Source organism: Caulobacter sp. (genome assembly GCF_049283275.1).
In the GTDB taxonomy this organism is placed as follows: Bacteria; Pseudomonadota; Alphaproteobacteria; order Caulobacterales; family Caulobacteraceae; genus Caulobacter.
In genome coordinates this window covers 22,526-46,340 of the sequence record NZ_JBAPVS010000220.1, presented here as the reverse complement: position 1 = coordinate 46,340, position 23,815 = coordinate 22,526, and the positions used below count along the sequence as shown (strand labels likewise).

Below are 23,815 nucleotides of genomic sequence, written 5' to 3'. Positions count from 1 at the left end.
CGCGGCATAGCGCCCCATGGGCGCGTTTAGAGCTATTTCACCATGTCCGGCGGGGTGATCTTAACCTTATTGCGCGAAGGTGTTTCTCGAACGGGGACCATCGCGTCATGGGGCAGCACGTCGAAACCTTGGTGATCGGGGCCGGGCCGGCCGGCTTGACCGCCGCCTACGTCCTGGCCAAGGCAGGGCGCGACGTCGCCGTGCTGGAGATGGACCCCAGCCAGGTCGGCGGCTCAAGCCGCACGATCGACCACAATGGCTTCAAGATAGACCTGAGCGGCGGGACCTACGCCTCGACCTCGCCCCGCGTGCTGGACCTGTGGTCCGAACTGCTGCCGGACGGCTTCGTCGAGCAGCCGCGCGCGGCGCGAATCTATCACCGCGACCACCTCTACGCCTATCCGCTGAAGAACCTGGAGGCCCTGGCCCATCTGGGGCTGCGCGGCGCGGCGGCCTGCCTGGCCTCGTTCGGCCTGGCCAAGATCCGCCCGATCAAGACGCCCAGGACCTTCGCCGACGAAATCCGCAACCGGGTCGGAAAACGGCTGTCGACGATGCTGTTCCGCCCCTTCGCCGAGAAGGTGTCGGGCCTGATCAGCGACCAGATTCCGGCCGGCCGCGTCAACGCCGCCAAGCCGACGGCCAGCCTGCGCTATCCCCGCGACGGGGCCGGCTCGGTGTGGCGAGCCTGCGCCGACGGGATCGCGACGCTAGGCGGTGAGGTGGCCCTGGGTCGCCGCGTGGAGACCCTGAAGTTCGACGCCGCCGCCAAGCTGTGGACGGTGACGATCCGGCGCGAGGACGGCGCCCACGAAGTCCGCACCGCCGACCATGTGGTCTCGACCGCGCCGCTGCGCGAGCTGATGAGCATGCTGCGGCCGACGCCGATCAGCCTGTTCCACGCCGGCGAGCTGATGTACCGCGACCAGATCACGGTCGCCCTGGTGGGCCGCACGCGCAAGCCGCTGCGCGAGACCGCGATCGACGTCCACGACACCGAACTGCAGGTCGGCCGGGTGCAGAACTACCGCGCCTGGTCGCCGGCCATGGCTCCGGAAGGCGAGGCGGCCAGCTGCCTGGGAATGGACTATTTCTGCTTCGAGGGCGACGGCCTGTGGTCGGCCAGCGACGCCGACCTGGTGGCCCTGGCCTGGCGCGAGGCCGCGGTGATGGGGCTGATGGACCCGACCGCCGTCAGCGACGCCCTTGTCGTGCGCCAGCGCAAGGTGTTGCCGATCGAGGACGAAGAATGCGCTGAACACCGGGCGATGATCCGCCTGGATCTGAAGATGCAGTTCCCCAGCCTGCACCTGGCGGGCCGCAACGGCCTGCACCGCGACGGCGAACGCGACTACGCCACGCTCAGCGGTCTGTTGACCGCCGAGAACATCCTGGCGGGCGAAGCCGCTCACGACGTGTGGAACACCTCGACCGCGCCGAGTCCGAGCCGCAAGGCCGCCTAGGCGACCAGACGGTCGCGGCGCGCCACGTCGGCGGAAGGGCCGGAGACGCGCATCGCCTCCGGCTCCCTGAGCGACCGCGCCGACCAGCACAGCAGATGCGTAAAGGCGTCGGCCAGACCGATCACGGCGATCACGGTCACCAGGCCCGAGACCAGCAGAATGGCGATCATCGACATCATGGTCTTCCCATCCGAAGGGATTTGTCGGAGTTTTCGGCGTAACCGTCGAATCGAGTGATCGGTTCCTGGCGGTGGATCAGAGTGGCCGCCTTTTGCCCTCGACGCTTGACAACGTTGTCACCGTTGGGGTGGATGTCGCGTCCCGCAACGTCGGACAGGGGAGTAAACAACATGGCAGGTAAGGGTGCGGCGCAGGCTCCGACGACCGGAGCGGCGCCCAAGACCGGGGGAGGCGGCCTGATCTTGGCCGTCGTCTACGTCACGGCGCTGTTCTTCATCTGGGCGTTCGTCACCAATCTGATCGACCCGCTCGTGAAGAGCATGAAGGTCATCTACACGCTGACGGACTTCGAGACCCAGCTGAACCAGTTCGCGTTCTTCATCGCCTACGGGATCATGTCGATCCCCTCGGCGGCCTATCTGGCCAAGAACGGCTACGCCAAGTCGATCGTGCTGGGTCTGACGGGCATCGTCGCCGGCTGTCTGATCGCCTGGTCGACGACCTTCTCGCACAACTTCATCACCGTGCTGCTGGGACTGTTCGTGGCCGCTTCGGGCATCACCCTGCTCCAGGTCGCGGCCAATCCGCTGATCGCCTCGATGGGCGAGGCGAAGAACTCGCACTTCCGCCTGAACCTCTCCCAGGCCTTCAATTCGATGGGCGCCTATGTCGGCGGCATCTTCGGCGCGAAGTTCCTGCTGCAGGGCCCGCTGTTCGAGAAGGACGTCGTGGTCACCGAGAGCATGAGGGCCATGGGACTGGGCTTCGTGACTAACGTCTACCTGCTGATCGCGGTGGTCCTGGCGGTGTTCACCCTGGCGGTGTTCATGGTGCGCAACACCATCACCCACCACGCCCCGAAGATGGCCGAGCACGCGGAGTCGCCGTTCAAGGCCCTGCAGTCCAAGTGGGCCAACCTGGGTTCGATCGGCATCTTCCTCTATGTCGGCGCCGAGGTCTGCGTGATCTCGGGCATGATCTTCTTCCTTGAGCAGAAGCAGATCATGAACCTGCCCTCGCAGGTGGCCGGCTATGTCGGCCCGATCTTCATGCTGTTCGCGATGTTCGGCCGGTTCGGCGGCTCGGTGCTGCTGCGCTACGTCAAGGCCACGACGATGCTGGCGATCGTGGCGGCCTGCGCCGCGGGGCTCTGCACCCTGGTGGTCGCCACCTACCACATGCCCGCCACGCCGCTGGCCGGCAGCGTCCATCTGCCCGGCGACTACATCGCGCCGCTGACCATGGGCTTCATCCCGGGCGTCGCGGCGATCCTGATCGGCCTGTTCAACTCGATCATGTTCCCGACCATCTTCACCATCACGCTGGAACGCTCGTCCGCCCCGGCCTCGGCGACCTCGGGCCTGATGTGCATGGCCATCTGCGGCGGCGGGTTCATCTCGATCCTGTACGGCTTCACGGTGGACCAGTTGGTGGCCCACTTCCCGATCGGGGCCCGTTCGCTGGCCTTCATCGTGCCGCTGGTCTGCTACCTGTACGTCCTGTGGTTCTCGTTCGCGGCCAAGGGTGCGACGATCCACCAGATCCAGGAGGACGCGGTGGCCGGCGGCCACTAGCTCCGGCCATCAAGCCAGACGGAAAAGCCCGGGCGTTTCGCGTCCGGGCTTTTTCGTGCGCCGCACCTTTTTGAGAATAATTATCGAATAATCTTCGTCGAGAACTCGACATGCTTTGCAATACTTGGGCGCTTAGGCTGCTCGGCGGGAACGCCCCCTGAACTGAAGTGTTTTTGTGGTCCGCCGCCTTCGGCGACCAAGCATTCAGGGAGAGACACCATGGCGACCTCCGCCAAGAGCTCATCGACCAAGGCCAAGGCCGGTCGCACGCGCCGCACCGGCCGTCGCGATCCGCTGGCGATCACGTTGCTCAAGAAGGATCACCGCGAGGTGGAGAGCTGGTTCGACGAGTACGAACAACTGGAAGCCGACGCCGAAAAGCTGGCCCTGTTCAACAAGATCGCCCTGGCCCTCAAGGTCCATACCCGGATCGAGGAGGAGATCTTCTATCCGGAGGAACGCGGCGAGGTCGAGGACGACATGCTGGACGAAGCCTATGTCGAGCACGACGGCGCCAAGAAGCTGATCGCCGAGATCGAAGCGATGAAGCCCAGCGACGACTACTACGACGCCAAGGTCAAGGTTCTGGGCGAGTACATCAAGCACCACGTCAAGGAAGAGGAGCAGCCCGGCGGCATCTTCGCCCAGGCCAAGAAGGGCGACGAAGACCTCGAGGCCATGGGTCAGCGCATGAAGGCGCGCAAGGAAGAGCTGATGGCCGAAATGGGCGGCAAACAGCCGAACTGACGTTCCGGGGGAAGGCCTTCGGGCCTTCCTCCACTTTCGGAGGGCCCATGGCCGAGGCGCTTGATCCGATCCTGCCATCGGACATCGACGACCTGACGCAGGCGGTCCTTGAGGCCGCCTGCGCGCGCGCGCTGACCTTGGCCACGGCGGAGAGCTGCACCGGCGGCCTGCTGGCCTCGTTGCTCACCGATGTGCCGGGCTGCTCGCACGCCTTCGAGCGCGGCTTCGTGGTCTATACCGACGCCGCCAAGATCGAGCTTCTGGACGTGTCGCCGGCCCTGTTGTCGCATGGCGGCGCGGTCTCGCAGCCGACGGCGATCGCCATGGCGGAAGGGGCGATCAGGCGGTCGAGCGCCGATGTGGCGGTGTCGATCACCGGCTGGGCCGAGGAGGTTGGCGATCCCGAAAGACCCGGCGGTCTCGTCCATTTCGCCTGCGCTCGGCGTGGCGGCTACACCCATCATCGCCAGGCTCAGTTGGGCGACATCGGGCGCGGCCCGTTCCGGATCGAATGCTTGCGGGTGGCGCTGAAGATGCTGCAGCAGGCCGTGATGCTCTGACAAAACGGCAGGCATGAAAAAGCGCCTCCGGCTAGGCCGAAGGCGCTGTTTCTAATCGCGTCTTGAACGCTAGAGCGCTCGGCGACCGGTGAAGGCGTGGTAGATCGCCAGGACGACGACCGCCCCGATCACGGCGACCAGCAGGCTGTAGAGATTGAAGCCCGTGACTCCGGCCGAACCAAACTGATTGAACAGGAACCCGCCCACGACGGCGCCGACGATCCCGAGCACCAGGTCCACCACCAGGCTGCCGCCGCTGCGGGTGACCAGCTTGCTGGCGATGAAACCGGCGACTAGGCCGAGTACGATCCACGCAAGAATAGACATGTACGCCTCCTTGGCATCAAAAGGCGCGCGAGCCGCGTGCCGATGCGGAATAAAGGCGTTGGCCAAGACTTTCGTTCCGACACGCTCGCGTGTCTGGACATTAAAGTGTGGCGAAGACTTTTCAGCGCGTTTGTGTTGTTTCCGATCGCCCCTAGCGCGGCTTGCCGATGCGAGCCTGAACGACCGAAACCAGCTTCTGCGCCGGCGCGCGGCCCAGCAGGATGAAGATCCCCGAGCCAATGACGGCGCCGAAGAGGAAGGACAGGCTCATGGGGTTTCTCGGGGGCTAAGGCTGCGACTGAAGCCTATCTAAAGCCGGTGTCTGGGCGTTGGCCATGTGACACGCCGACGCCGGGCGCCGTTTTGCGCGCTTGATCGATTCAGGGGCTTTGTCGGCTTAGCGCGCGGGCTTGCTCGGCGAGGGCGCGTTGGGCGAGACCCGCCAGATCGTGTTGCCTACATCGTCGGCCACCAGCAGGGCGCCGAACTTGTCGACCGCCACTCCGACCGGTCGGCCCAGGGCCTGGCCCTTGGCGTCGAGGAAACCAGTCAGGAGCGGTTCGGCCGGACCGGACGGCATGCCGCCGGCGAACGGCACGAAGGCCACGCGATAGCCGTTGACCGGCTTGCGGTTCCACGAGCCGTGCTGGCCGATGAAGGCTCCGCCTCGATAACGGGCCGGGAAGGCGTCGGCCTTGTAGAAGGTCAGCCCCAGCGAGGCGGTGTGGGCCCCCAGGGCGTAGTCCGGCTTGATCGCCCTGGCCACCAGGTCCGGCCGCTGCGGTTTCACGCGGGCGTCCACCGTCTGGCCATAGTAGCTGTAGGGCCAACCATAGAAACCGCCGTCCTTGACCGAGGTCATGTAGTCGGGGACTAGGTCGTTGCCGATCTCGTCGCGCTCGTTGACGCTGGTCCACAGCGCGCCGCTGGTGGGTTGCCAGTCCATGCCGTTGGGATTGCGCAGGCCCGAGGCGAAGACGCGGCTGGCGCCGGTGGCCGGATCTATCTCCAGGATCGCGGCGCGGCGCTCCTCGGCGGCCATGCCGTTCTCGCCGACATTGCTGTTGGAGCCGACGGTCACGTACAGCTTGGAGCCGTCCGGACTGGCGATGACGTTCTTGGTCCAATGGTGGTTGATCGGCCCGGCGGGCAGGTCGGCGACCTTGCGGGCCGGGGCGGTGATCTGGGTCTGGCCGGTCTGGTAGGGGAAGGCCAGCAAGGCGTCGCTGTCGGCGACATAGAAGGTGTCGCCGACCAGGGCCATGCCGAAGGGCGAGTTCAGGCCCGACAGGAAGGTGGTGCGCGCCTCCAGCGTGCCGTCATTGTCGGCGTCGCGCACCAGGGTGATGCGGTTGGCGGAGGGCACGGTGGCGCCGGCCCGGCCCATGATGATCTTCTCGAACCAACCCTTGATCCCCTTGCCGTCCTGCGGCTTGGGCGGGGCGTTGGTCTCGGCGATCAACACGTCGCCGTTGGGCAGCACGTACAGCCAGCGCGGATGGTCGAGGCCGCGGACCAGAGCGGTGGCGACGAAGCCCGGAGCGGCGTCCGGGGTCTGGCCGTCGGCCCAGCGCACGGCCGGCGCGATCTTAATGACCGGGATCGTCTGCTTCCTGGCGGCGGGCAGGACGGGGTTGGGGCCGTAGCCCTGCTCGGGCGGCAGGGCCGGTCCAGAACTGCAGTTCGACAACAGCAGGGCAAGGGGAGGCAGGGCTATCAGGCCGAGTTGCTTGAGCATCGCGATCGTCCTGCGGGTGGATGCGTAGGACCTGAAAACGCGCCGAGGCATCTTAAGGTCCGCGACGCCAGTTCAGCCGACGGGCGCATGCTCGTCCAGCCAGCGACGGAAGAAGCCGGGGTCGGGCAAGCCGGCCTGGTTCGCGGCGACCTTGCCGTCCTTGAACAGGAACAGGGCGGGGATGCCGCGCACGCCATAGGCTTGGGCCAGGGCCGGCTCGGCGTCGACGTCGATCTTCACGAAGCGTGCGCGCGGCTCCAGTTCGGCGGTCGATTTGGCGAAGATCGGCGCGATGGCCTTGCAGGGGCCGCACCAGGCCGCCCAGAAGTCGGCGATGATCGGGATCTGGCTTGCCGCTACATGCTTGCGAAAACGGGCGGTGGTCAGGTCGACCGGCCGGCCGGTGAACAACGGCTCCCCGCAACGGCCGCACTTGGCGGCCTTGGCGTCGCGCTCGGCCGGCAGGCGGTTGGTGGCGTCGCAGTGCGGGCAGACGATGTTGACGGTTTCGGCCATGGCTGTCTCAACGAAACGAGCTGCTGTTGGGTTCTATCGCGCGCCGACCTCGGAAGCCGCCAGCAGGAAGGCGCCGACGCCGTAGAGTTGGGTGTCGTCGGCTTCGACATGATCAGGAGCGTAGCCGATCTGCTGCACCCAGCCCAGCTTGCCGTCGGGCTGGACGGCGACGTCCAGGGCGTTCCAGCCCTTGGTCATGGCGGTCTCGTACCTGGCGCCCTTCAGCAGTCCATGGTTCAGGCCATAGGCCAGGCCGTAGACGAAAAAGCCGGTGCCGCTGGTTTCGGGTGGGGTGTTTTCGGGCGCCAGCAGGGACGGGGCCCAGTAGCCGTCCGTTTTCTGCAGCGAGATCAGCCGATCCGACATCCGCCGGAACAGGGCCTCGTAGCGCGGCCGCGACGGATGGTCGGCGGGCAGGGTCTTCAGGATGTCGACAATGCCCGCATAGGCCCAGCCGTTGCCGCGGCTCCAGAAGATCTTGCGGCCCTTGTCGTCCCGCCGGTCGAAATAGCGGCTGTCGCGGTAGTAGAGGCCTTCGTCCTTGTCGAGCAGCCAGTCGGTGGAGGCCCAGAACTCCTTGTCGCCGTAGGCGGCGTAGCGCGGATCGCCGGTGGCCTGGGACAGGCCTGTCCAGGCGGCGGGACCCATGAACAGGGCGTCGCTCCAGCACCAGCGGGCCTGGCAGGGCTGATCCTCGGTTCCGTCGATGAACCTCAGGTCGGCCTTGGGCGGATCGGCCAGGATGGCGTCGAAGCGGGCCTTCAGCGGGGCGATCTGGGCCGGATCGTGGTCGCGGCCGTGCACCCACAGCCAGGCCTGGCCGATCACATGGTCGTCGGCGTGCAGCGGGCGGCGGCCCAGGCCCCAGGCTTGCTGGACGCCGTGATCGCGAACGGCCTGGATCAGGGCGGGATCGCCGGTGCGTTCGGCGAACGCCGCCAGGCCGACGAACAGGGCGCCTTGCACCCAGCCGCGCGGATCGGGCGTGGCGCGGTGGCCGTGGGTGTAGTCGAAATTGTCCATGTGGGTCAGCTGCCAGGCGGCGACCTTGCGGCCCAGCGTCGGAGCTTGGGCCGCTATCGCTGTCTGCTCGCTCGCCGGCTCAGGGGAGGGCGCCGCAGCGGCGGCGGAGGTCAGGGCCAGCGCGAAAAGGACGATGATCAGGCTGGCGCGCATGGCGTCTTTCTTCCCCGAGGCGCGTGACCTATGCCGTCACGTCGCCGGCCAGTGCTAGGTCGGTTTGGCCGACGGTCAAGTCAACAGAGAGCGGTTTCGCCGTGTGAGCGCGATCGGCCTGACCATACGCTAACTTTGTGCGATTAATGGTCAGGCCAATTATCTTGCATCAGGCCATGACTGAGCTAAGCTGGGTTCTGACGAACCTCGTCGGCCTACGCGATGAACTTGTCCTTCATCGCAACCTCCTCCCGGGGCCGGCCGGCGACGGGCGGCTGGAGCCTTCCTCCAGCCGCCCATCCATCGGGTTTACGTGTCTAGATCAGGGAGCGACGGGCCAGCTCGTTGCGACGGGCCGCGACTTCGCTGCGAGCCTGCTGCATCGCGTCGATCTCGGTGGCGGTCAGCAGGTTGTCGATCACCCGGCCCAGGTGCTCGCGCATGGCGTTGCGAGCCTTCTTGGGATCGCGAGCCTTCAGGGCGCTGAGGATTTCCTGATGGTCGTCGATCAGCGGCCGCACCCCGACCTGACGGGCGCGTTCCAGCATCGCCCGGCACAGCGGTGACTTGTAGCGGAGGTCCCAGAGGTTCTCGATCACCGTGACCAGGGCGCTGTTGCGGGTGGCGCGGGCGATGGTGACGTGAAACCGGCGGTCGGCCAGATCGCCGCGCACGTCGTGCTCGTTTTCCTCGACCATGTCGTCGAGGATCTTTTCCAGGTCGATCAGCTCTTGGTCGGTGACGGTCGTGGCGGCCAGGGCGCAGGATTCGCCCTCGATCAGGCGGCGGGCCTCGGTCAGCTCGAAGGCGCCGATGTCCAGCTCGGGGGCGGGGATCTCGACCGGCGCGGCTTCGGTGACATAGACGCCCGAGCCGTGGCGGGCTTCAACCAGGCCGCGGATTTCCAGCGCGATCATCGCCTCGCGCACGGTGGGGCGGCTGACCTTGTAGTCTTCGGCCAAATCGCGTTCCGAGGGCAGGCGGTGGCCAGGCTGATACGAGCCTTCGCGGATCGATTCGGCGATCGCGTTGGCGACCTGCTGATAGAGTTTGCGAGTTTCTGCGGTCGACGTGGTCATGCGACTTTCCCGCCCAACGCGCATCGCCGGGCCGATGACAGCCTAGATCATGGCCGCGAAAGACGCCACGTCGCTCTGGCGCGTTCATATTATCTTGTCTATGGATTGGTCAGGCCACTTAAGCGATCCAGGTAGACCAACACTCCATGCTCAAGATCATCGACGCCAAGGTCATCATCACCTGCCCAGGGCGGAACTTCGTCACCCTGAAGATCACCACCTCGGACGGCGTCACCGGCGTCGGCGACGCGACGCTGAACGGACGCGAGCTGGCGGTGGTCAGCTATCTTCGTGATCACATGATCCCCTGTCTGATCGGCCGCGACGCCCACCGCATCGAGGACATCTGGCAATTCTTCTATCGCGGCTCGTACTGGCGCGGCGGCCCGGTGGCCATGACCGCCCTGGCGGCGGTGGACATGGCGCTGTGGGACATCAAGGCCAAGGTGGCCGGCCTGCCTCTGTATCAACTGCTCGGCGGCGCCTGCCGCGAGGGCGTCACCGTCTATGGCCACGCCAACGGCGAGACCATTGAGGACACCGTCGCCGAGGCGGTGAAGTACAAGGGCCTGGGCTACAAGGCCATCCGCCTGCAGACCGGCGTGCCCGGCCTGGCCAGCACCTATGGGGTGTCGGGCGACAAGATGTTCTACGAGCCGGCCGACGGGAACCTGCCCACCGAGAACGTCTGGTCGACAGCCAAGTACCTCAAGCATGCGCCCAAGCTGTTCGAAGCCGCGCGCGAGGCGTTGGGCGACGACGTCCACCTGCTGCACGACGTCCATCACCGCCTCACGCCGATCGAGGCGGCGCGCCTGGGCAAGGATCTGGAGCCCTACCGCCTGTTCTGGCTGGAGGACGCGGTGCCCGCCGAGAACCAGGCCGGCTTCCGCCTGATCCGCCAGCACACCACGACCCCGCTGGCCGTGGGCGAGATCTTCAGCCACGTCTGGGACGCCAATATCCTGATCCAGGAACAGCTGATCGACTATCTGCGGGCCACGGTCTTGCACGCCGGCGGCATCACCAATCTGCGCAAGATCGCCGCCTTCTGCGACCTGCACCACGTACGCACCGGCTGTCACGGCGCCACCGACCTGTCGCCGGTGACCATGGCCGCGGCCCTGCACTTCGACATGTCGATCCCGAACTTCGGGCTGCAGGAATACATGCGCCACACGCCGCAGACCGACGCGGTGTTCCCGCATGCCTACAGCTTCAAGGACGGCATGTTGCATCCGGGCGAGCAGCCGGGTCTGGGCGTCGACATCGACGAGGCCCTGGCCGAACAGTATCCCTATCAGCGCGCCTACCTGCCGGTGAACCGGCTGGAGGACGGGACCATGTACAACTGGTGACGCCTGTGCTCCGCGTCGTCTCGCGGCGGCGCGGAGTGGTCTCGCATTCTAGATTTCCAATTGTTGAAATTGGCCTGACCTATGTTGCCACGACAAGCCAATTGGCTTGACAATGGTTGTAGCGGCGATAGCTGATAGCCCGGCCATACAAGAAGTCGTCTCCGCCAAAGGTTGACGAGGGCGGGGGAAACGATGTCGCTCAAATCCATCCGCAAGCGCCTGATCCTGGCCGCCGCCCTGGGCTTGACCGCGGCGCCGGTTCTGGCCGCCACGCCTTCCGTCGATCCCGGCGGGCGTGGACAAGTCTATGCGACGGTCGCGCCGATGAACCGCACCGTCGAGACCCGACTGCTGCCGCAAATGGCCGTCCTGCTCGACAAGCTGATGGTCGAGAAGCACGACACGACTTTGGATGGCGTTCGCGTGTTCGACGCCCACGACAAGTTCCTGCCCGGCAAGGTGGCGATCGGCCTGGCCTACCTGTTGATCGACACCCCGCGCGCCGATCCAAAGTTCGCGACCTACCTGGCCGGCTATCGCCAGATCGCCGACATGACCATCGACGACACCAACAGCACCTGGGGCATCTATTATTACTGCCAAGCCCTGCACATGCTGCAGGAGGCGGGTCTGTTGGAACAGGCGGTGTCGCCGCAGACCCTGGCCAAACTGAAGGCCAAGCTGGACTGGCGCGAGTTCGTCCGCGCCGACGACCTGACCCTGATCGATCTGCCCAACAACTATTACGGCGTGGCTTTCAGCGTGGCGCGGCTGCGCCACCAGCTGGGATGGGAGGACGCCTCGGCCAGCGAGGCCCTGCTGGAGCGCACGCTCGACCACTATCGCAAATATTCCGGCGAATACGGTTTCGCCGACGAGACCGACGGGGAGGGGCGCTTCGACCGCTACAGCGTGCTGCTGATCGGCGAGATCAGTCATCGCCTGATCGAGGCCGGCATGCCGGCGACGCCCGAGGTCAAGGGCTGGCTGCGCAAGTCGGTCGACCTGATGCTGCCGCGCCTGAATATGCAGGGCGAGGGTTTCGAATACGGCCGCAGCATCGGGACCTATGGCGAGACGGCGTTCCTGGAGGTGCTGACCGCGGCGGCCAAGCTGGACGTGCTGACCCCGAAGGAAAAGGCCATGGCCTACGCCTTCTCCTCGCGTGTCACCGCCCGCCACATGGACTTCTGGTTCGATGCCGAAATGGGTTCGGTGGACCTGTGGGAGCATGGCCGGCGCACCGACGCCTATCGGGCCAAGCACCGGATCCTGGGCGAGAACCTCAGCCTGGCGCGTCAGCACATCTATACCAACGCGATCTGGAACGAGCTGGGCTTCAAGGACAAGGCGCCGGACCCCGGCTACGCCGCCTGGCTGGATACGCTGCCCAAACGCTCGGTCACGTGGTTCGCGCGCGGGGAACACGATCGGCTGGTGGTGACGCTGCGGGACAGGGGCAGGGTCATAGGTCTGCCGATCATCAACGGCGGCAAGGGCCAGCATGAGAACACGCCCTATTATCCGATCCCGTTCTCGCCGGGCATGCTGGCCGGCGTCGCCGATGGCGAGTTCCCGCAACTTCTGCCGCGCCTGACCCTGAACGACGGCTCGCGGCTGATGCCGCTGGCCTATGCCCGGAACGTCAAGGTCACCGAACAGGGCGCGCGGACCATCGTCACCTATGAGCAGGGCCAACTCGACAGGCTGGGCGCCGGCGCGCCGATCGCCGACAACCGATTCAGCGTCAAGACGACCTATGTGCTGGAGCCCGGCAGAATCAGCCGCACGGACGTGTTCACGCCCAGCAAGCGGCAAGCGATCAGTGCCGTGGACCTGTCCTTCGCCGCGTTCTCGACCACGCCCAGCACCACGGGCGGCGTCACGACCTACGGCCAGGGCGAGGTTCGGAGCTTCAAGGCGACGGGGCTGAGCTGCGCGTCACGTCCGCTAGCGGACGAAGAGGCCTACCGCACGCCCACCGGCGCGTTCCAAAGCCTGACCGAATGCACGAGCGGGCCGTGGGCGTCGTCAAGGCCGCTGACCGTGAGCTGGAGCCTGAGCTACCGATAGACGGCGATTGCACCCAGGGCAGGATCGACGTCCGGTCCGGCGGTCCGGACGTCGATGACCAGGTCCTAGAACGGCGAGAATTTCTCGACCAGAGCTTGACCGCCCGGGGTCTTTTGGACGCGGCTGATGTCGCCGCGGCCGCCGTAGCTGATGCGGGCTTCGGCGATCTGGGTGTGCTTGATGGTGTTGGCCGAGGAGATGTCCTCGGGCCGCACGATGCCGGCCACGGTCAGCTGGCGCAGTTCGGCGTTGGTGCGCACCTCCTGGGTGCCCTGGATCACCAGGTTGCCGTTCGGCATCACGCCGGAAACGACGGCGGCGATGGTCAGGGTGATCTTCTCCGCGCGATTCACCGCGCCTGCCCCGGCGTTGGCCGAGCCCGACTTGGTGTTGATCATGTTGGACGGATCGAAGCCGCCCGGCAGAACCTTCCCGAGGCTCGACTCCAGGCCCAGGAAGTTCGGCACGCCCAGATTGCTGTTCGAGGTGCGCGACGACGAGGTCTGGTTCTTGGTGTTGGCGCTGTCGTCGATGTCGATGTTGACGGTCAGGATGTCGCCGACCTTGCTGGCCCGCTGGTCATTGAAGAAGGTGCGCGCGCCGGTGCGCCACAGCGAGTTGGCCGAAGCGGCCTGGGGCGGGGCGACGAACTGCTGGGTCATCGGCGCCAACTGGGCGGGATAGCCGACGGGGGCCAGCTCAGGACCCTTCACCGCTTCGGTGACGGTCGAGCAGGCGGCGAGCGGGGCGAGAAGCAGGAGAGCGGCGAGGGCGGGGCGCATCGTGTGTGACCTTCTCAGCGAGCGGCGTAGCGCAGCGTGTTGTTACGGTTGGCCTTCAGGCGCATCGCCTGGGGGCCGACGGCGGTCGAGCCGGGTCCGGTGACCACGGTTTCGATGATTTTCTTGCTGGCGGTGTTCTGGACCATCAGGCTCTCGCCGATGGCCGCCGCCGCCATGGCCTTGCCTTGCAAGGTCAGCGCCACGCCGGCGTCCTCGTAGGTGACTGCGACGATATCGCCCGCCTTGATGACCTGAGGGGTCGAGACGTCGCGCAGGCTGGCGGCCGAACCCTGGCGCAGCGGGCGTTTGGCGGTCATGCCGATCACCGCGTCCGCGTCGCGGGGCGCGTCCGACGGGCTGGCGGCCATCTTCGTCCAGACCAGGTCCTCCGGTTGGACCATTTCACCGGTCGCCAGGCTGCGGGCGTAGGCAAGAACTTCCACGTTGCCGCGCGGAGCCCCGGCCAATCCGCCATTGGAGCCGCTGTCCGAGCCTTGGCGGACAATGATCCGACGCACGCCGGCGTCGTTGGTCCAGTCCAGGCCGGCCCGGCGGGCGGCGATTTGAACCGCACCGGCGTCGAGCACGGCCGACGGGCCGATGCGGGCGGCGACCACCACGTTCGAGGCCGCGCCGGCCCCGTCGAACAGCTCGCCCAGGGTGATCTTGCCGTCGGCATCGGTGGTGTCGGACCGCAGCGACACGGCCTGACCGGCCAAGGCCGGGGTGGCGATCAGCAGGGCGGCGACGGAGAAGGCGAGGGCTTTCATGAGCTTAGGACCTCAGGTTCGAGGTGGCTTGAAGCATCTGGTCGGCCGTGGTGATGACCTTGGAGTTCATCTCGTAGGCGCGCTGGGCGACGATCAGGGCGGTGATTTCGCTGACCGAGTCGACGTTGGAGGCTTCGGTGTAATTCTGCAGCAAGGTGCCAAAGCCCGGTTGGCCGGGGGCGGCGATGTTGGCGGCGCCCGAGGCGGCGGTTTCCATGAACAGGTTGTCGCCGATGGCTTCCAGGCCGCCTTCGTTCATGAAGTTGGCCAGTTCAAGCTGACCGACCGTCTGGGGGACGGGATCGCCTTCCAGCTTCACCTGCACCAGGCCGGTCTTTGTGATCGTGGTGGCGACGGCGTTCTGCGGGATCGTGACGCCGGGCTGAACAGTGTAGCCGTCCTCGGTGACGATCTGGCCCTGGTCGTTGGTCGCGAAGTTGCCGGCCCGGGTATAGGCCGTCTCGCCCGACGGCAGCAGGATCTGCAGGAAGCCCTTGCCCTGGATGGCCACGTCGAACTCGTTGTTCGTCATGGACGGCGTGCCCTGTTCGTGGATGCGATAGACCGAGCCGGCCTTCACGCCGCCGCCGATCTGCACGCCCGTCGGGACCACGTTGCCGTCGCCCGACGACTGCGAGCCGGCGCGTTCGATGGTCTGATAGATCAGGTCCTGGAACTCGGCCCGTTGGCGCTTGAAGCCGACGGTGTTCATGTTGGCGATGTTGTTGGAGATGACTTCGACGTTCAGCTGTTGGGCTGACATGCCGGTCGCGGCGGTGCGAAGAGCTTGCATCGTGAGTTATCCTTACGCCTTGCCCAGGCGCTCGACGGCGCTCCGGGACAGTTCCGAGGTTTGATCCATCATCTTGGCCATGCTCTCGTAGGCGCGGCTGACCTCGATCAACTTGGTGATCTGGGTGATCGATTGGACGTTCGAGGCCTCAAGCATGCCCTGATGGATCACGGCGTCGGGGGCTGCTTGGGGGGTGTCGTTGGTGGTGTTGCGGTAGAGGTTGTCACCGTCCTTGCGGAAGGCGGCCAGGTCGGTGGGACGCACCACGGCGATCTGACCGAGGCGCTCGGCGCCCTGGCTGACCGTGCCGTTCTTGCCGATGGTGACCGGCCCCTTGAGGGGGTCGATGTTGATCTCGCCGCCGCCTGCGTCCAGCACGGGCTGGCCGGCCTGGGTGACCAGCTTGCCGTCGGGGGCCATGGTGAAGCGGCCGTCGCGGGTGTAACGCTCGCCGCCGGGGGTCGAGATCCTGAAGAAGCCCTGGCCTTCCAGGGCGAGGTCGAAGTCGCCTTCGGTCTTGTTCAGCGCGCCCTGACCGAAGTCGCGCGCCACGCCGTCGTCCAGCACGAACTTCACGGGGTTCGCCCCGCCGACGGTCCTCGCGGGTTTCGCGGGTTCCGTGCGGACCATCAGCTCCTCGACCTTGAAGCCGGTCGTGTTCGCGTTGGCGATGTTGTTGGCCACGATGTCGAGTTCGCGGCGCAGAGTCATCTGCCGCGAAAGTCCTACATACAGCGCGTTTTCCATGACGGTTACCGAGACGGCTGGCGCGACAAATGCGCCGCAAGTCTGTAAGCAACCCTCGTGCCAACTCGAAAAGTTCAGTAATTTCAACGGAAAGAAAGGTTAATGGACCTCCGGTGGCCGAGTCTGCCGGGCAGATTCAGCCTGCGGCGAAATGGCCTTCAAAAGACATCGTTAACCATGCCCGCCGCATGAGTAGATCCGTAGATTCCAAGGAACCGCGCGCGTGGCCAACACTCCCCCCCAAGATTCCGTCCCGGAAGGTGAAGAGGGCGTCGTCGAGGGCGAAGCTTCGACGAAAAAGAAGCCGCCGATGATGATGATCATTATCGCGGCCGCGGCGGCCGTCGTGCTGATTGGCGGCGGCGTGGCCGGCTTTCTGCTTCTGAAGCCCAAGCCCGAGGCCCACGGCAAAGCGGGCCACGAGAAGCCGAAGAAGGAAAAGAAGAAGGACGAGAAGGGCCATGGCGGCGCCGAGGGCGGCGCGCCCGTGGCCGGCGGGCCGGTGATCAAGGAAGGCCCCGACGGGGTAATTTTCTACACCCTGCCGGACATCGTGGTGAACATGCAGGCCGCCGACGGCCGCTCGACCTTCCTGAAGCTGAAGCTGACCTTCGAACTGCCTGACCAGGAGACGGCCGACGCCCTGACGCCGAACCTCCCGCGTCTGCAGGACATGTTCCAGACCTTCCTGCGCGAACTGCGTCCGGAAGACCTCAACGGCAGTCAGGGCAGCTATCAGCTGCGCGCCGAACTGCTGCGTCGCGTTAATCTGGTCGCCGCGCCCTCCAAGGTGAACGCGGTGCTGATCGAGGAGATGCTGATCAACTAGTCCCTAGGGCTGGGTGAGGCGAACCGACATGGCGGAAGAAAACGACGATCAGGCCGCGATGGCCCAATGGGCCTCGGAGAACCCGCCCGCCGACGACGGCGGCGCGGGCGACAATCAGTTCGGCGACTTCAGCGGCGGCATGGGCGGCTGGGACGACGGCGGCGGCGACGGCATGGGCGCCGAGCGCATCCTGAACCAGGACGAGATCGACAGCCTGCTGGGCTTCGACATGTCCGGCGACGGCAACGACGACCGCACCGGCATCCGCGCGATCATCAACTCGGCCCTGGTCTCTTACGAGCGCCTGCCGATGCTGGAAATCGTCTTCGACCGCCTGGTGCGGTTGATGACGACGTCCTTGCGGAACTTCACCTCCGACAACGTCGAGGTCAGCCTCGACAACATCAGTTCGATCCGCTTCGGCGACTATCTGAACTCCATTCCGCTGCCGGCCATCTTGGCGGTGTTCCGGGCCGAGGAGCTGGACAACTACGGTCTGCTGACCGTCGACTCCAACCTGATCTACTCGATCGTCGACGTGCTGCTGGGCGGTCGTCGCGGCACCGCGGCCATGCGCATCGAGGGCCGTCCCTACACCACCATCGAGCGGGTGCTGGTGCAGCGGATGATCGAGGTGGTGCTGCATGACTTGAAGAGCGCCTTCGAGCCGCTGCATCCAGTCGACTTCTCGTTGGACCGCCTGGAGACCAATCCGCGCTTCGCCGCCATCGCCCGGCCGGCCAACGCCGCGATTCTTGTGAAGCTTCGGATCGACATGGAAGACCGCGGCGGCAGAATCGAGCTTCTGCTGCCCTATGCGACCCTCGAACCCATCCGGAAGATGCTGCTGCAGCAGTTCATGGGCGAGAAGTTCGGTCGCGACAACATCTGGGAAGGCCACTTGGCCACCGAACTTTGGACCACGCAGATGGAGGTGCGCGCCGTGCTCGATGAGCAGCAGCTGCCGCTCAGCAAGGTGCTGAACCTGCAGGTGGGCGACATCCTGATGCTCAACGCCACGCCGGACAGCCCGGTGGAGCTGCGCGCCGGCGCCATCCCGCTGACCCGTGGGCGCATGGGCCGCCGCAACCATTCGATCGCGATCCGGGCCGACGCGCCCCTGACCACGGCGGCCAGGAAAGCGGTTCAGAAGATCAAATGAGTCTGACGGCCATCGCCCTCAACGGTCTGCTGGCGATCCTGCTGCTGATCGCCCTGGCCTTCGGCGTGCGCCTGGAGCGTCGGCTGAAGGCCCTGCGCGACAGTCACGACGGCTTCGCCAAGGCCGTGGCGGACCTCGACCGCGCCGCCATGCGGGCCGAGCAGGGTTTGGCCGATCTGCGCGCCGCCACCGACGAGGCCGCCGACACCCTGGCCGACCGCATCGCCCAAGCCCACGCCCTGGCCGTTCAGCTGGATGAGCGTCTGAACCGGCCGATGGTGACTCCGCCGCCGGCGACCGCCTCGCGCCCCGCCGCCCCGATGCGTCCTACGCGAGAAGCCCAGCCCGAGCTTCCCTCGGAAGCTCAGCGCCGCTTGCGAGCCGAGGATTTCGAGAAACTGCTGGACCGGGAGGCCCGCATACCCCGCGACGCCCCGTCACCTTCCGCCGCCCGGTCTTCTGGGCCAAAGGAAACTCCGCGTTCACGAGCGCGGATAGATGATGACCTGTTCGAGGGCCCGGAAGATCCGCCGCGCCCCGGCTCTACCTTTAGAGGCCGTCGATGAAAAACATTCCGCGTATCCTGCCGATCATCGGGGTCACCGTGGTCGGCGTGCTCGCCGTCAACGCCTTGGCCGGCGCGAAGTCGATGCCGGACATGCTGAGCGGCGCCAAGGCTTTCGCCCAGGACATCGCCAAGCCTGACGCCAAGGCCGCGGCCAAGGCGCCGCCGCCGGTCTGCGCGCCGTCATCGGCCCAACTGGCCAAGGACGCCGGTCTGTCGCCGGCCGAGCTGCGCGTGCTGCAGAGCCTGGGCCAGCGTCGCGGCCAACTGGACCAGCGCGAACAGGATATCGACGTCCAATTGCAGCTGCTGGCCGCCGCCGAAGCCAAGCTCGACAGCAAGATGAAGACGTTGAGCGGCATGAAAGGCGAGATTCAAGGCTTGCTGGGCCAGGCCGACGCCCAAAAGGAAGTCGAAGCCAACCGCATGGTGCTGGTCTATTCGGCCATGAAGCCCAAGGACGCCGCCGCCCGCATGAGCGTGCTGGACGATTCCGTGCGCCTGCCGATCGCGGCCAAGATGAAGGAGCGCACGCTCAGCATGATCCTGGCCAACATGTCGCCTGGCGACGCCAAGATCCTGACCGAGCGACTGGCCAATCGCCTGTCGGCTGACGCTATCGCCAAGCAGCGCGCCGCCCTGGCCGCCGCCGATAAACCCGCCGCCGATCCGACCGCGCCGCTGGCGGGCGCGAGTCCGGCGGATGGCAAAAAGGCCGGCTAGGACAGGAGTGAAGGCGGGGGCATGAAGCTGGGGGCGTTTCTGAGATCGACCGTCGTGGCGATCTGCATCCTCGGGGTCGCAACCCCGACGGTGTCGATCTCCGCCGAGCCGCGTCGTGTCTCGAAGTCCGCCCAGCAAAAGCCCAAGCCCCGCAAGGCCGTGGCCCGCAAAGTCGCCCCGGCGCCTGCGGACGTCCGTTCCGTGACTTCGACCGGCCTGCAGGTTCGGGTCGCCCAGGCGCCGGACTTCACGCGGCTGGAGTTCCCCGGTTCGCGTGGCATGCAAGCCCGCCGCGAGGGGACGGCCGTCGTCCTGCGCTTCTCGCGCGACGCCAGTCCCAATCTTTCATCCCTCAATCTAGGTCCGCCGCGCTGGGTCAAGAGCGCCCAGGCGCGACATGTCGGCGGTGTGGTCGAGATTGTGGTCGCCCTCAGCGACGACGCCGACTTCCGGGTCGGCAACGACGAGGGCGACGACTTCATCAATCTGTTCGCTCGCCAGCAGGCCGTTCAGGCTTTGGCTCCCGTCGCGACGGGCGCCGCGAAGCGCCTCAACCCGATGCCGGCCAACGGCGTGGTGCCGGTCAGACTTTCCAGGGTCTCGAGCCAGGTCCAGCTCAGCTTCGAGTGGGCCAATCCGGCCGGGGCGGCCGTGTTCCGCCGGGGCGAGGCCGTCTGGGTGGTGTTCGACACGCCGGCCCGGCTGGATATCGGCAAGCTGCCCGCCAGCACGCCGCAATACCGCAACATCCAGGCTTTCAAGGGGCCCGACTACACGGCGCTGCGCATCAGCACGCCGCAGGGCACGCCGTTCTACGCTGACGGCGTGGGCTCCAGCTGGACGATCGCGCTCGGCGCGGGGACGCAGGACTCGCCCGATCTCGTCCGGGTGGCCCGGGACGAAAACGTCAGCCCCGCCACCCTGAGCGCCAACTTGGCCGGCACGACCAAGATCGTCTGGGTCAGCGACGCGGCGGTCGGCGACCGAATCGGCGTGGTCACCGCTCTTGCGCCGTCCAAGGGCCTGCCGTCGCGTCGCGACTATGTCCAGATGGCCCTGCTGCAGTCGGCCACCGGCCTGGCGGTCGAAAGCTATTCCGGCGATCTGCAGATGACCGCCGTCGGCGACATCGTCCGCATCGGCCGGCCCAATGGCCTGCTGCTTTCCTCGTCGTCCAGCGGCCAGGTCCTGGCCGACGCCGGCGCCGGCGCGCCTCAGGCCATGTCCATGCCGGCCCTGATCGATCCCGAGCATTGGTCCAAGACCGGCTCGGGCGGCTTCATAGCCCGCTACGACGCCTTGCTCAGCGCGGTTTCCACAGCCGGGGGCGTCGACGGCAAGAGCGACGATACGGCGGCCCGCATGGCCTTGGCCCGCTTCCTAGTGGGCTCCAATCTTTCGTTCGAAGCGATCGGCGTGCTCAACGCCGCGGGGCGCGCCCACCAGAATCTGATGGGCGATGGCGAATTCCGCGGCCTGCGCGGCGCGGCCAAGGCGATGGCGGGCCGGTACGCCGAGGCCGAGACCGACTTCGCCTCGCCCGTGCTGACCGGCGATCCGTCGGCCGCGATGTGGCGCGGCTATATCGCCAGCAAGACCGGTCAGTGGGTCGACGCCAATCAGCGGTTCGCCGAAGGCGCGTCCGTGCTCAACATGTTCCCCGCCGTGTGGCAGGCCCGTTTCCTGGGCGCCCAGGCCGAGGCGGCGGTCGGTGTGGGCGCGCCCGAGACCGCCATTCGACTGATCGGCCAGGCGCTGAAGCTGCCCAATATCCCGGTTGAGGACCAACTGGAGCTGCGCCTGACCCTGGCCAAGGCCTTCGAGGCCAAGAACGACTCCCGCGCCCTGCCGATGTTCCAGGCGATTTCCCGCAGCGGCGTCGACCGGTTGGCCGCGCCCGCCGCCCTGCACGCCATCCAACTTCGCCTGGCCAAGAACCAGATCAACGCCGACGTCGCCGCCAAGGGGCTGGACCAGCTGCGTTTCCGCTGGCGCGGCGATGGCGTAGAGCTGGACACGATCCGCGCGCTCGGCCAGCTGCAGATCCGCCAAGGCCGCTATCGCGAGGCGTTGGAGGTGCTGCATTCCACCCGCAACGTGCAGTCCGACCTGCCGCAGGCCGTCGCCCTGCGCAACGACCTCAACATCGCCTTCCGAACCCTGTTCCTGGACGGTCTTGCCGACGGCATGCAGCCGATCCAGGCGGTGGGGCTGTTCTATGACTTCCAGGACCTGACCCCGCTCGGCGCCGACGGCGACCAGATGGTCCGCAATCTGGTGCGCCGCCTGGTCGACGTCGATCTGCTGGACGAAGCCGCCAAGCTCTTGAAATACCAGGTCGACAACCGCCTGAACGGCGTGCCCAAGGCCCAGGTCGCCACCGATCTGGCCTGGATCTATCTGATGGACCGCAAGCCCGAGAGCGCGCTGGACACCATCAACGCCACCCGCACCACGATCCTGCCGCCGGCCCTCAACGCCGAGCGCCGGCTGGCCACCGCCCACGCCCTGATGGGTCTGGGTCGCTACGACGCCGCCCTGGAGGTGATCGAAAGCGACAAGAGCCGCGACGCCGAGGATGTCCGCGCCGAGATCGCCTGGAAGCAGCGCACCTGGCCCCTGGCCGGCGCCCTGTACGAGCGCGTCTTGGCCGATCGCTGGAAGACCCCCGGGCTCCTGAGCCCCGCTGACGAATCCAAGCTGCTCCGCTCGGCCGTGGCCTTCAGTCTGGCCGACGACGACGCCTCGCTGGGGCGCCTGCGTCAACGCTATGGCGGCTTCGTCGAAGGGGCGCGCAATCCGGACGGTCTGCGCGTGGCCCTGGCCGGCGCCGATTCCGGCAGCCTCTCCAGCGACGACTTCAGCAAGGTCACCGCCGACAACGAGGCCTTCAACGGCTGGGTGGGCAAGATGAAGGATCGCTTCCGCGCCCAGGCCAGCAAAAAGGGCGCCTAGGCAGCCGGCGCGTTCCCCTCTGGCGAAGGCGACCGCGTCTTGTCTGCTCAGCGGCGAACCTTCAAGCGCGAAAAGCGATTGGTCTTCTGGCGGCGCCGTCCCAAACCCCTTAGTTAGACGCCGCGCGCGCAGTCTGTCAGGGCGTCGATACGAGACGTTGGCTCCTGGCGAATAGGGCTCGCTTGCATTGCTCTGAGGGGCGTGTCATGACAACGTTGTCATAGGGTGGAAGCATTGACTAAAGAGACGAACGCCGACCAAGCGGGTCGAGAAGTGCTGGTGCTGCTGGGCGGCGCGGGCGACTTGGCCCTGCGCATGTTGCTGCCTTCGCTTTATTTTCTTGAGGTCGATCGCCTGCTGCCGCACGACCTGCGGATCATCGGCCTGGCGCGTCACGACCACACCCCCGACAGCTATCGGCAGCTGGTGCGCGAGCAACTCGGCAAGCGGGCCGCCGTTGAGGAATCGGCTTGGAATCGCCTAGCCGCCCGCCTGGACTACCTGTCGGTCGACATCACCCAGGAAGACGGCGCCAAGGCCTTGGCTGAAAAGGTCGGCAAGCACGGCGATCTGGTCGTTTATTTCGCCCTGTCGCCCAGCCTCTACGGCTCGGTCTGCGCCGCCCTGCAGTCGGCCGGTCTGACCGGCCCTCGGACCCGTCTGGTGCTGGAAAAGCCGATCGGCAAGGATTTCGCCAGTTCGTGCACCATCAACGGCGCGGTCGGGGCCGTGGTCGACGAGAGCCAGATCTTCCGCATCGACCACTATCTGGGCAAGGAGACGGTTCAGAACCTGACCGCCCTGCGCTTCGGCAACGTGCTGTTCGAGCCGCTGTGGGACAACAAGCACATCGACCATGTGCAGATCACCATCGCCGAGACCGAGAAGGTCGGCGAGCGCTGGCCCTATTACGACGAGTACGGCGCCCTGCGCGACATGCTGCAGAACCACCTGCTGCAGTTGCTGTGCCTGGTCGCCATGGAGGCGCCCTCGGGCTTCGACCCGGACGCCGTCCGCGACGAGAAGGTCAAGGTGCTGCGCAGCTTGCGCCCCTTCACCAAGGCCAATGTTGCCCACGACACCGTGCGCGGACAGTACGTGGCCGGCGTGGTCGAGGGCACGGCGCGTGAAGCCTATCTGGAAGAGGTCGGCAAGGCCTCCAGGACCGAGACCTTCGTGGCCATGAAGGTCGATATCGACAACTGGCGCTGGGCCGGCGTGCCCTTCTTCCTGCGCACCGGCAAGAACCTGCCCGACCGTCGCACCCAGATCGTCGTGCAGTTCAAGCCCGTGCCGCACAACATCTTCGGCGTCGCCGCCCAGGCCGAGACCAAGGCCAACCGTCTGGTCATCGACCTGCAGCCGGACGAGGACATCTCGCTGACCGTGATGACCAAGCGTCCGGGCCTGTCGGAAGAGGGCATGCGCCTGCAGTCCTTGCCGCTGTCCCTGGCCATGAGCGCGGCGGGCGGTCGTCGGCGGATCGCCTATGAGAAGCTGCTGCTGGATGTGTTCCGCGGCGACCGCACTCTGTTCGTGCGTCGTGATGAGGTCGAGCAGGCCTGGAAGTTCGTGGACGGCGTCTCGGCCGCCTGGGCCGAGGCCAAGATCGAGCCCGCGCCCTACGCCGCCGGCACCTGGGGGCCGCACGGCGCCACGGCCTTGATCTCGCCCCAGGGCCGGGCCTGGAACGAATAG

General features: G+C 66.5%; 22 protein-coding genes. 12 read left to right on the top strand and 10 right to left on the bottom strand.

Going from position 1 to position 23,815, the window contains the following annotated elements; translation table 11 throughout:
* Nucleotides 1-107: 107 nt before the first annotated feature.
* On the top strand, nucleotides 108-1,463 hold the full coding sequence (locus tag WAL33_RS12375) for an FAD-dependent oxidoreductase (protein WP_422181849.1): 1,356 nt from the start codon (nucleotides 108-110) through the stop codon (nucleotides 1,461-1,463).
* On the opposite strand, the gene WAL33_RS12370 is transcribed toward WAL33_RS12375, so the two are convergent.
* Nucleotides 1,460-1,639 (bottom strand): hypothetical protein, encoded by a 180-nt coding sequence (locus WAL33_RS12370; protein ID WP_422181847.1) that lies wholly within the window; start codon nucleotides 1,637-1,639, stop codon nucleotides 1,460-1,462. The two genes, WAL33_RS12375 and WAL33_RS12370, sit on opposite strands and share 4 nt — an antisense overlap.
* A gap of 174 nt (nucleotides 1,640-1,813) precedes the next feature.
* On the opposite strand from WAL33_RS12370, the gene WAL33_RS12365 reads away from it, so the two are divergent.
* The 3 genes from WAL33_RS12365 (at nucleotide 1,814) to WAL33_RS12355 (ending at nucleotide 4,524) form a co-directional block, all read left to right on the top strand.
* Nucleotides 1,814-3,217: an MFS transporter gene (locus WAL33_RS12365; protein WP_422181845.1), complete on the top strand. Its 1,404-nt coding sequence runs from the start codon at nucleotides 1,814-1,816 to the stop codon at nucleotides 3,215-3,217.
* A 219-nt stretch (nucleotides 3,218-3,436) separates the two neighbouring features.
* The gene (locus WAL33_RS12360) at nucleotides 3,437-3,964 is read left to right on the top strand and encodes a hemerythrin domain-containing protein (protein ID WP_422181843.1); all 528 of its coding nucleotides are present in this window, start codon (nucleotides 3,437-3,439) and stop codon (nucleotides 3,962-3,964) included.
* A gap of 47 nt (nucleotides 3,965-4,011) precedes the next feature.
* Nucleotides 4,012-4,524 carry a CinA family protein gene (locus WAL33_RS12355; protein WP_422181841.1) on the top strand — a complete coding sequence of 171 codons (513 nt, stop codon included), beginning with the start codon at nucleotides 4,012-4,014 and terminating at the stop codon, nucleotides 4,522-4,524.
* 69 nt (nucleotides 4,525-4,593) lie between these two features.
* Here the strand turns inward: WAL33_RS12355 and WAL33_RS12350 are convergent, their stop codons facing one another.
* From WAL33_RS12350 to WAL33_RS12330, 5 genes are all read right to left on the bottom strand, one after another.
* Complete coding sequence (locus tag WAL33_RS12350; protein ID WP_422181839.1) at nucleotides 4,594-4,851, bottom strand: GlsB/YeaQ/YmgE family stress response membrane protein; 258 nt, start codon at nucleotides 4,849-4,851, stop codon at nucleotides 4,594-4,596.
* 397 nt (nucleotides 4,852-5,248) lie between these two features.
* Nucleotides 5,249-6,589 carry a PQQ-dependent sugar dehydrogenase gene (locus WAL33_RS12345; RefSeq protein ID WP_422181837.1) on the bottom strand — a complete coding sequence of 447 codons (1,341 nt, stop codon included), beginning with the start codon at nucleotides 6,587-6,589 and terminating at the stop codon, nucleotides 5,249-5,251.
* 72 nt (nucleotides 6,590-6,661) lie between these two features.
* The gene (gene trxC / locus WAL33_RS12340; protein ID WP_422181835.1) at nucleotides 6,662-7,105 is read right to left on the bottom strand and encodes a thioredoxin TrxC; all 444 of its coding nucleotides are present in this window, start codon (nucleotides 7,103-7,105) and stop codon (nucleotides 6,662-6,664) included.
* A 33-nt stretch (nucleotides 7,106-7,138) separates the two neighbouring features.
* Entirely contained in the window at nucleotides 7,139-8,281 is a 1,143-nt protein-coding gene (locus WAL33_RS12335) for a glycoside hydrolase family 88/105 protein (protein ID WP_422181833.1), read from the bottom strand.
* 317 nt (nucleotides 8,282-8,598) lie between these two features.
* Nucleotides 8,599-9,360, bottom strand: a complete 762-nt coding sequence (locus tag WAL33_RS12330) for a FadR/GntR family transcriptional regulator (protein WP_422181831.1) — start codon at nucleotides 9,358-9,360, stop codon at nucleotides 8,599-8,601.
* Nucleotides 9,361-9,506: 146 nt separating this feature from the next.
* Here WAL33_RS12330 and manD point away from each other — a divergent pair, with 146 nt between their 5' ends.
* Together manD and WAL33_RS12320 are read left to right on the top strand one after the other, a co-directional pair.
* Nucleotides 9,507-10,718: a D-mannonate dehydratase ManD gene (manD, locus tag WAL33_RS12325; RefSeq protein ID WP_422181829.1), complete on the top strand. Its 1,212-nt coding sequence runs from the start codon at nucleotides 9,507-9,509 to the stop codon at nucleotides 10,716-10,718.
* Between the two features lie 192 nt (nucleotides 10,719-10,910).
* Nucleotides 10,911-12,791, top strand: coding sequence for a hypothetical protein (locus WAL33_RS12320; RefSeq protein WP_422181827.1), 1,881 nt, complete (start codon nucleotides 10,911-10,913; stop codon nucleotides 12,789-12,791).
* 65 nt (nucleotides 12,792-12,856) lie between these two features.
* Here WAL33_RS12320 and flgH read toward each other — a convergent pair whose 3' ends face one another.
* Genes flgH through flgF form a run of 4 tightly spaced genes read right to left on the bottom strand, consistent with a single transcriptional unit; the run spans nucleotide 12,857 to nucleotide 15,883 of the window.
* Nucleotides 12,857-13,573, bottom strand: a complete 717-nt coding sequence (gene flgH, locus WAL33_RS12315; protein ID WP_422181825.1) for a flagellar basal body L-ring protein FlgH — start codon at nucleotides 13,571-13,573, stop codon at nucleotides 12,857-12,859.
* Nucleotides 13,574-13,587: 14 nt separating this feature from the next.
* A complete protein-coding gene (gene flgA / locus WAL33_RS12310) occupies nucleotides 13,588-14,343 on the bottom strand; it encodes a flagellar basal body P-ring formation chaperone FlgA (RefSeq protein ID WP_422181823.1) in 756 nt (251 codons plus the stop codon).
* 4 nt (nucleotides 14,344-14,347) lie between these two features.
* On the bottom strand, nucleotides 14,348-15,136 hold the full coding sequence (gene flgG, locus WAL33_RS12305) for a flagellar basal-body rod protein FlgG (RefSeq protein WP_422181821.1): 789 nt from the start codon (nucleotides 15,134-15,136) through the stop codon (nucleotides 14,348-14,350).
* A gap of 12 nt (nucleotides 15,137-15,148) precedes the next feature.
* Nucleotides 15,149-15,883 carry a flagellar basal-body rod protein FlgF gene (gene flgF / locus WAL33_RS12300; RefSeq protein WP_422181819.1) on the bottom strand — a complete coding sequence of 245 codons (735 nt, stop codon included), beginning with the start codon at nucleotides 15,881-15,883 and terminating at the stop codon, nucleotides 15,149-15,151.
* A 223-nt stretch (nucleotides 15,884-16,106) separates the two neighbouring features.
* On the opposite strand from flgF, the gene WAL33_RS12295 reads away from it, so the two are divergent.
* From WAL33_RS12295 to zwf, 6 genes are all read left to right on the top strand, one after another.
* Complete coding sequence (locus WAL33_RS12295) at nucleotides 16,107-16,712, top strand: flagellar basal body-associated FliL family protein (protein WP_422181817.1); 606 nt, start codon at nucleotides 16,107-16,109, stop codon at nucleotides 16,710-16,712.
* 28 nt (nucleotides 16,713-16,740) lie between these two features.
* Nucleotides 16,741-17,874 carry a flagellar motor switch protein FliM gene (gene fliM / locus WAL33_RS12290; protein ID WP_422181815.1) on the top strand — a complete coding sequence of 378 codons (1,134 nt, stop codon included), beginning with the start codon at nucleotides 16,741-16,743 and terminating at the stop codon, nucleotides 17,872-17,874.
* On the top strand, nucleotides 17,871-18,440 hold the full coding sequence (locus WAL33_RS12285) for a DUF6468 domain-containing protein (RefSeq protein ID WP_422181813.1): 570 nt from the start codon (nucleotides 17,871-17,873) through the stop codon (nucleotides 18,438-18,440). Before fliM ends, WAL33_RS12285 begins: the two co-directional genes overlap by 4 nt.
* Entirely contained in the window at nucleotides 18,437-19,162 is a 726-nt protein-coding gene (locus WAL33_RS12280; protein ID WP_422181811.1) for a MotE family protein, read from the top strand. The genes WAL33_RS12285 and WAL33_RS12280 overlap by 4 nt, the downstream gene beginning before the upstream one ends.
* 21 nt (nucleotides 19,163-19,183) lie before the next feature.
* Nucleotides 19,184-22,117: an endoglucanase gene (locus tag WAL33_RS12275; protein WP_422181809.1), complete on the top strand. Its 2,934-nt coding sequence runs from the start codon at nucleotides 19,184-19,186 to the stop codon at nucleotides 22,115-22,117.
* Nucleotides 22,118-22,351: 234 nt separating this feature from the next.
* On the top strand, nucleotides 22,352-23,815 hold the full coding sequence (gene zwf, locus WAL33_RS12270) for a glucose-6-phosphate dehydrogenase (RefSeq protein ID WP_422181807.1): 1,464 nt from the start codon (nucleotides 22,352-22,354) through the stop codon (nucleotides 23,813-23,815).

Excerpts from the sequence above, each read along its gene's own strand:
- WAL33_RS12355 (WP_422181841.1), top strand. The coding sequence starts at position 4,012 with ATGGCCGAGGCGCTTGATCCGATCCTGCCATCGGACATCGACGACCTG.
- WAL33_RS12370 (WP_422181847.1), bottom strand. The coding sequence starts at position 1,639 with ATGTCGATGATCGCCATTCTGCTGGTCTCGGGCCTGGTGACCGTGATC.
- WAL33_RS12345 (WP_422181837.1), bottom strand. The coding sequence starts at position 6,589 with ATGCTCAAGCAACTCGGCCTGATAGCCCTGCCTCCCCTTGCCCTGCTG.
- trxC (WP_422181835.1), bottom strand. The coding sequence starts at position 7,105 with ATGGCCGAAACCGTCAACATCGTCTGCCCGCACTGCGACGCCACCAAC.
- WAL33_RS12275 (WP_422181809.1), top strand. The coding sequence starts at position 19,184 with ATGAAGCTGGGGGCGTTTCTGAGATCGACCGTCGTGGCGATCTGCATC.
- WAL33_RS12375 (WP_422181849.1), top strand. The coding sequence starts at position 108 with ATGGGGCAGCACGTCGAAACCTTGGTGATCGGGGCCGGGCCGGCCGGC.
- WAL33_RS12335 (WP_422181833.1), bottom strand. The coding sequence starts at position 8,281 with ATGCGCGCCAGCCTGATCATCGTCCTTTTCGCGCTGGCCCTGACCTCC.
- flgF (WP_422181819.1), bottom strand. The coding sequence starts at position 15,883 with ATGGAAAACGCGCTGTATGTAGGACTTTCGCGGCAGATGACTCTGCGC.
- WAL33_RS12360 (WP_422181843.1), top strand. The coding sequence starts at position 3,437 with ATGGCGACCTCCGCCAAGAGCTCATCGACCAAGGCCAAGGCCGGTCGC.
- fliM (WP_422181815.1), top strand. The coding sequence starts at position 16,741 with ATGGCGGAAGAAAACGACGATCAGGCCGCGATGGCCCAATGGGCCTCG.
- WAL33_RS12280 (WP_422181811.1), top strand. The coding sequence starts at position 18,437 with ATGAAAAACATTCCGCGTATCCTGCCGATCATCGGGGTCACCGTGGTC.
- manD (WP_422181829.1), top strand. The coding sequence starts at position 9,507 with ATGCTCAAGATCATCGACGCCAAGGTCATCATCACCTGCCCAGGGCGG.
- flgG (WP_422181821.1), bottom strand. The coding sequence starts at position 15,136 with ATGCAAGCTCTTCGCACCGCCGCGACCGGCATGTCAGCCCAACAGCTG.
- flgA (WP_422181823.1), bottom strand. The coding sequence starts at position 14,343 with ATGAAAGCCCTCGCCTTCTCCGTCGCCGCCCTGCTGATCGCCACCCCG.
- flgH (WP_422181825.1), bottom strand. The coding sequence starts at position 13,573 with ATGCGCCCCGCCCTCGCCGCTCTCCTGCTTCTCGCCCCGCTCGCCGCC.
- WAL33_RS12350 (WP_422181839.1), bottom strand. The coding sequence starts at position 4,851 with ATGTCTATTCTTGCGTGGATCGTACTCGGCCTAGTCGCCGGTTTCATC.
- WAL33_RS12320 (WP_422181827.1), top strand. The coding sequence starts at position 10,911 with ATGTCGCTCAAATCCATCCGCAAGCGCCTGATCCTGGCCGCCGCCCTG.
- WAL33_RS12365 (WP_422181845.1), top strand. The coding sequence starts at position 1,814 with ATGGCAGGTAAGGGTGCGGCGCAGGCTCCGACGACCGGAGCGGCGCCC.
- WAL33_RS12285 (WP_422181813.1), top strand. The coding sequence starts at position 17,871 with ATGAGTCTGACGGCCATCGCCCTCAACGGTCTGCTGGCGATCCTGCTG.
- WAL33_RS12330 (WP_422181831.1), bottom strand. The coding sequence starts at position 9,360 with ATGACCACGTCGACCGCAGAAACTCGCAAACTCTATCAGCAGGTCGCC.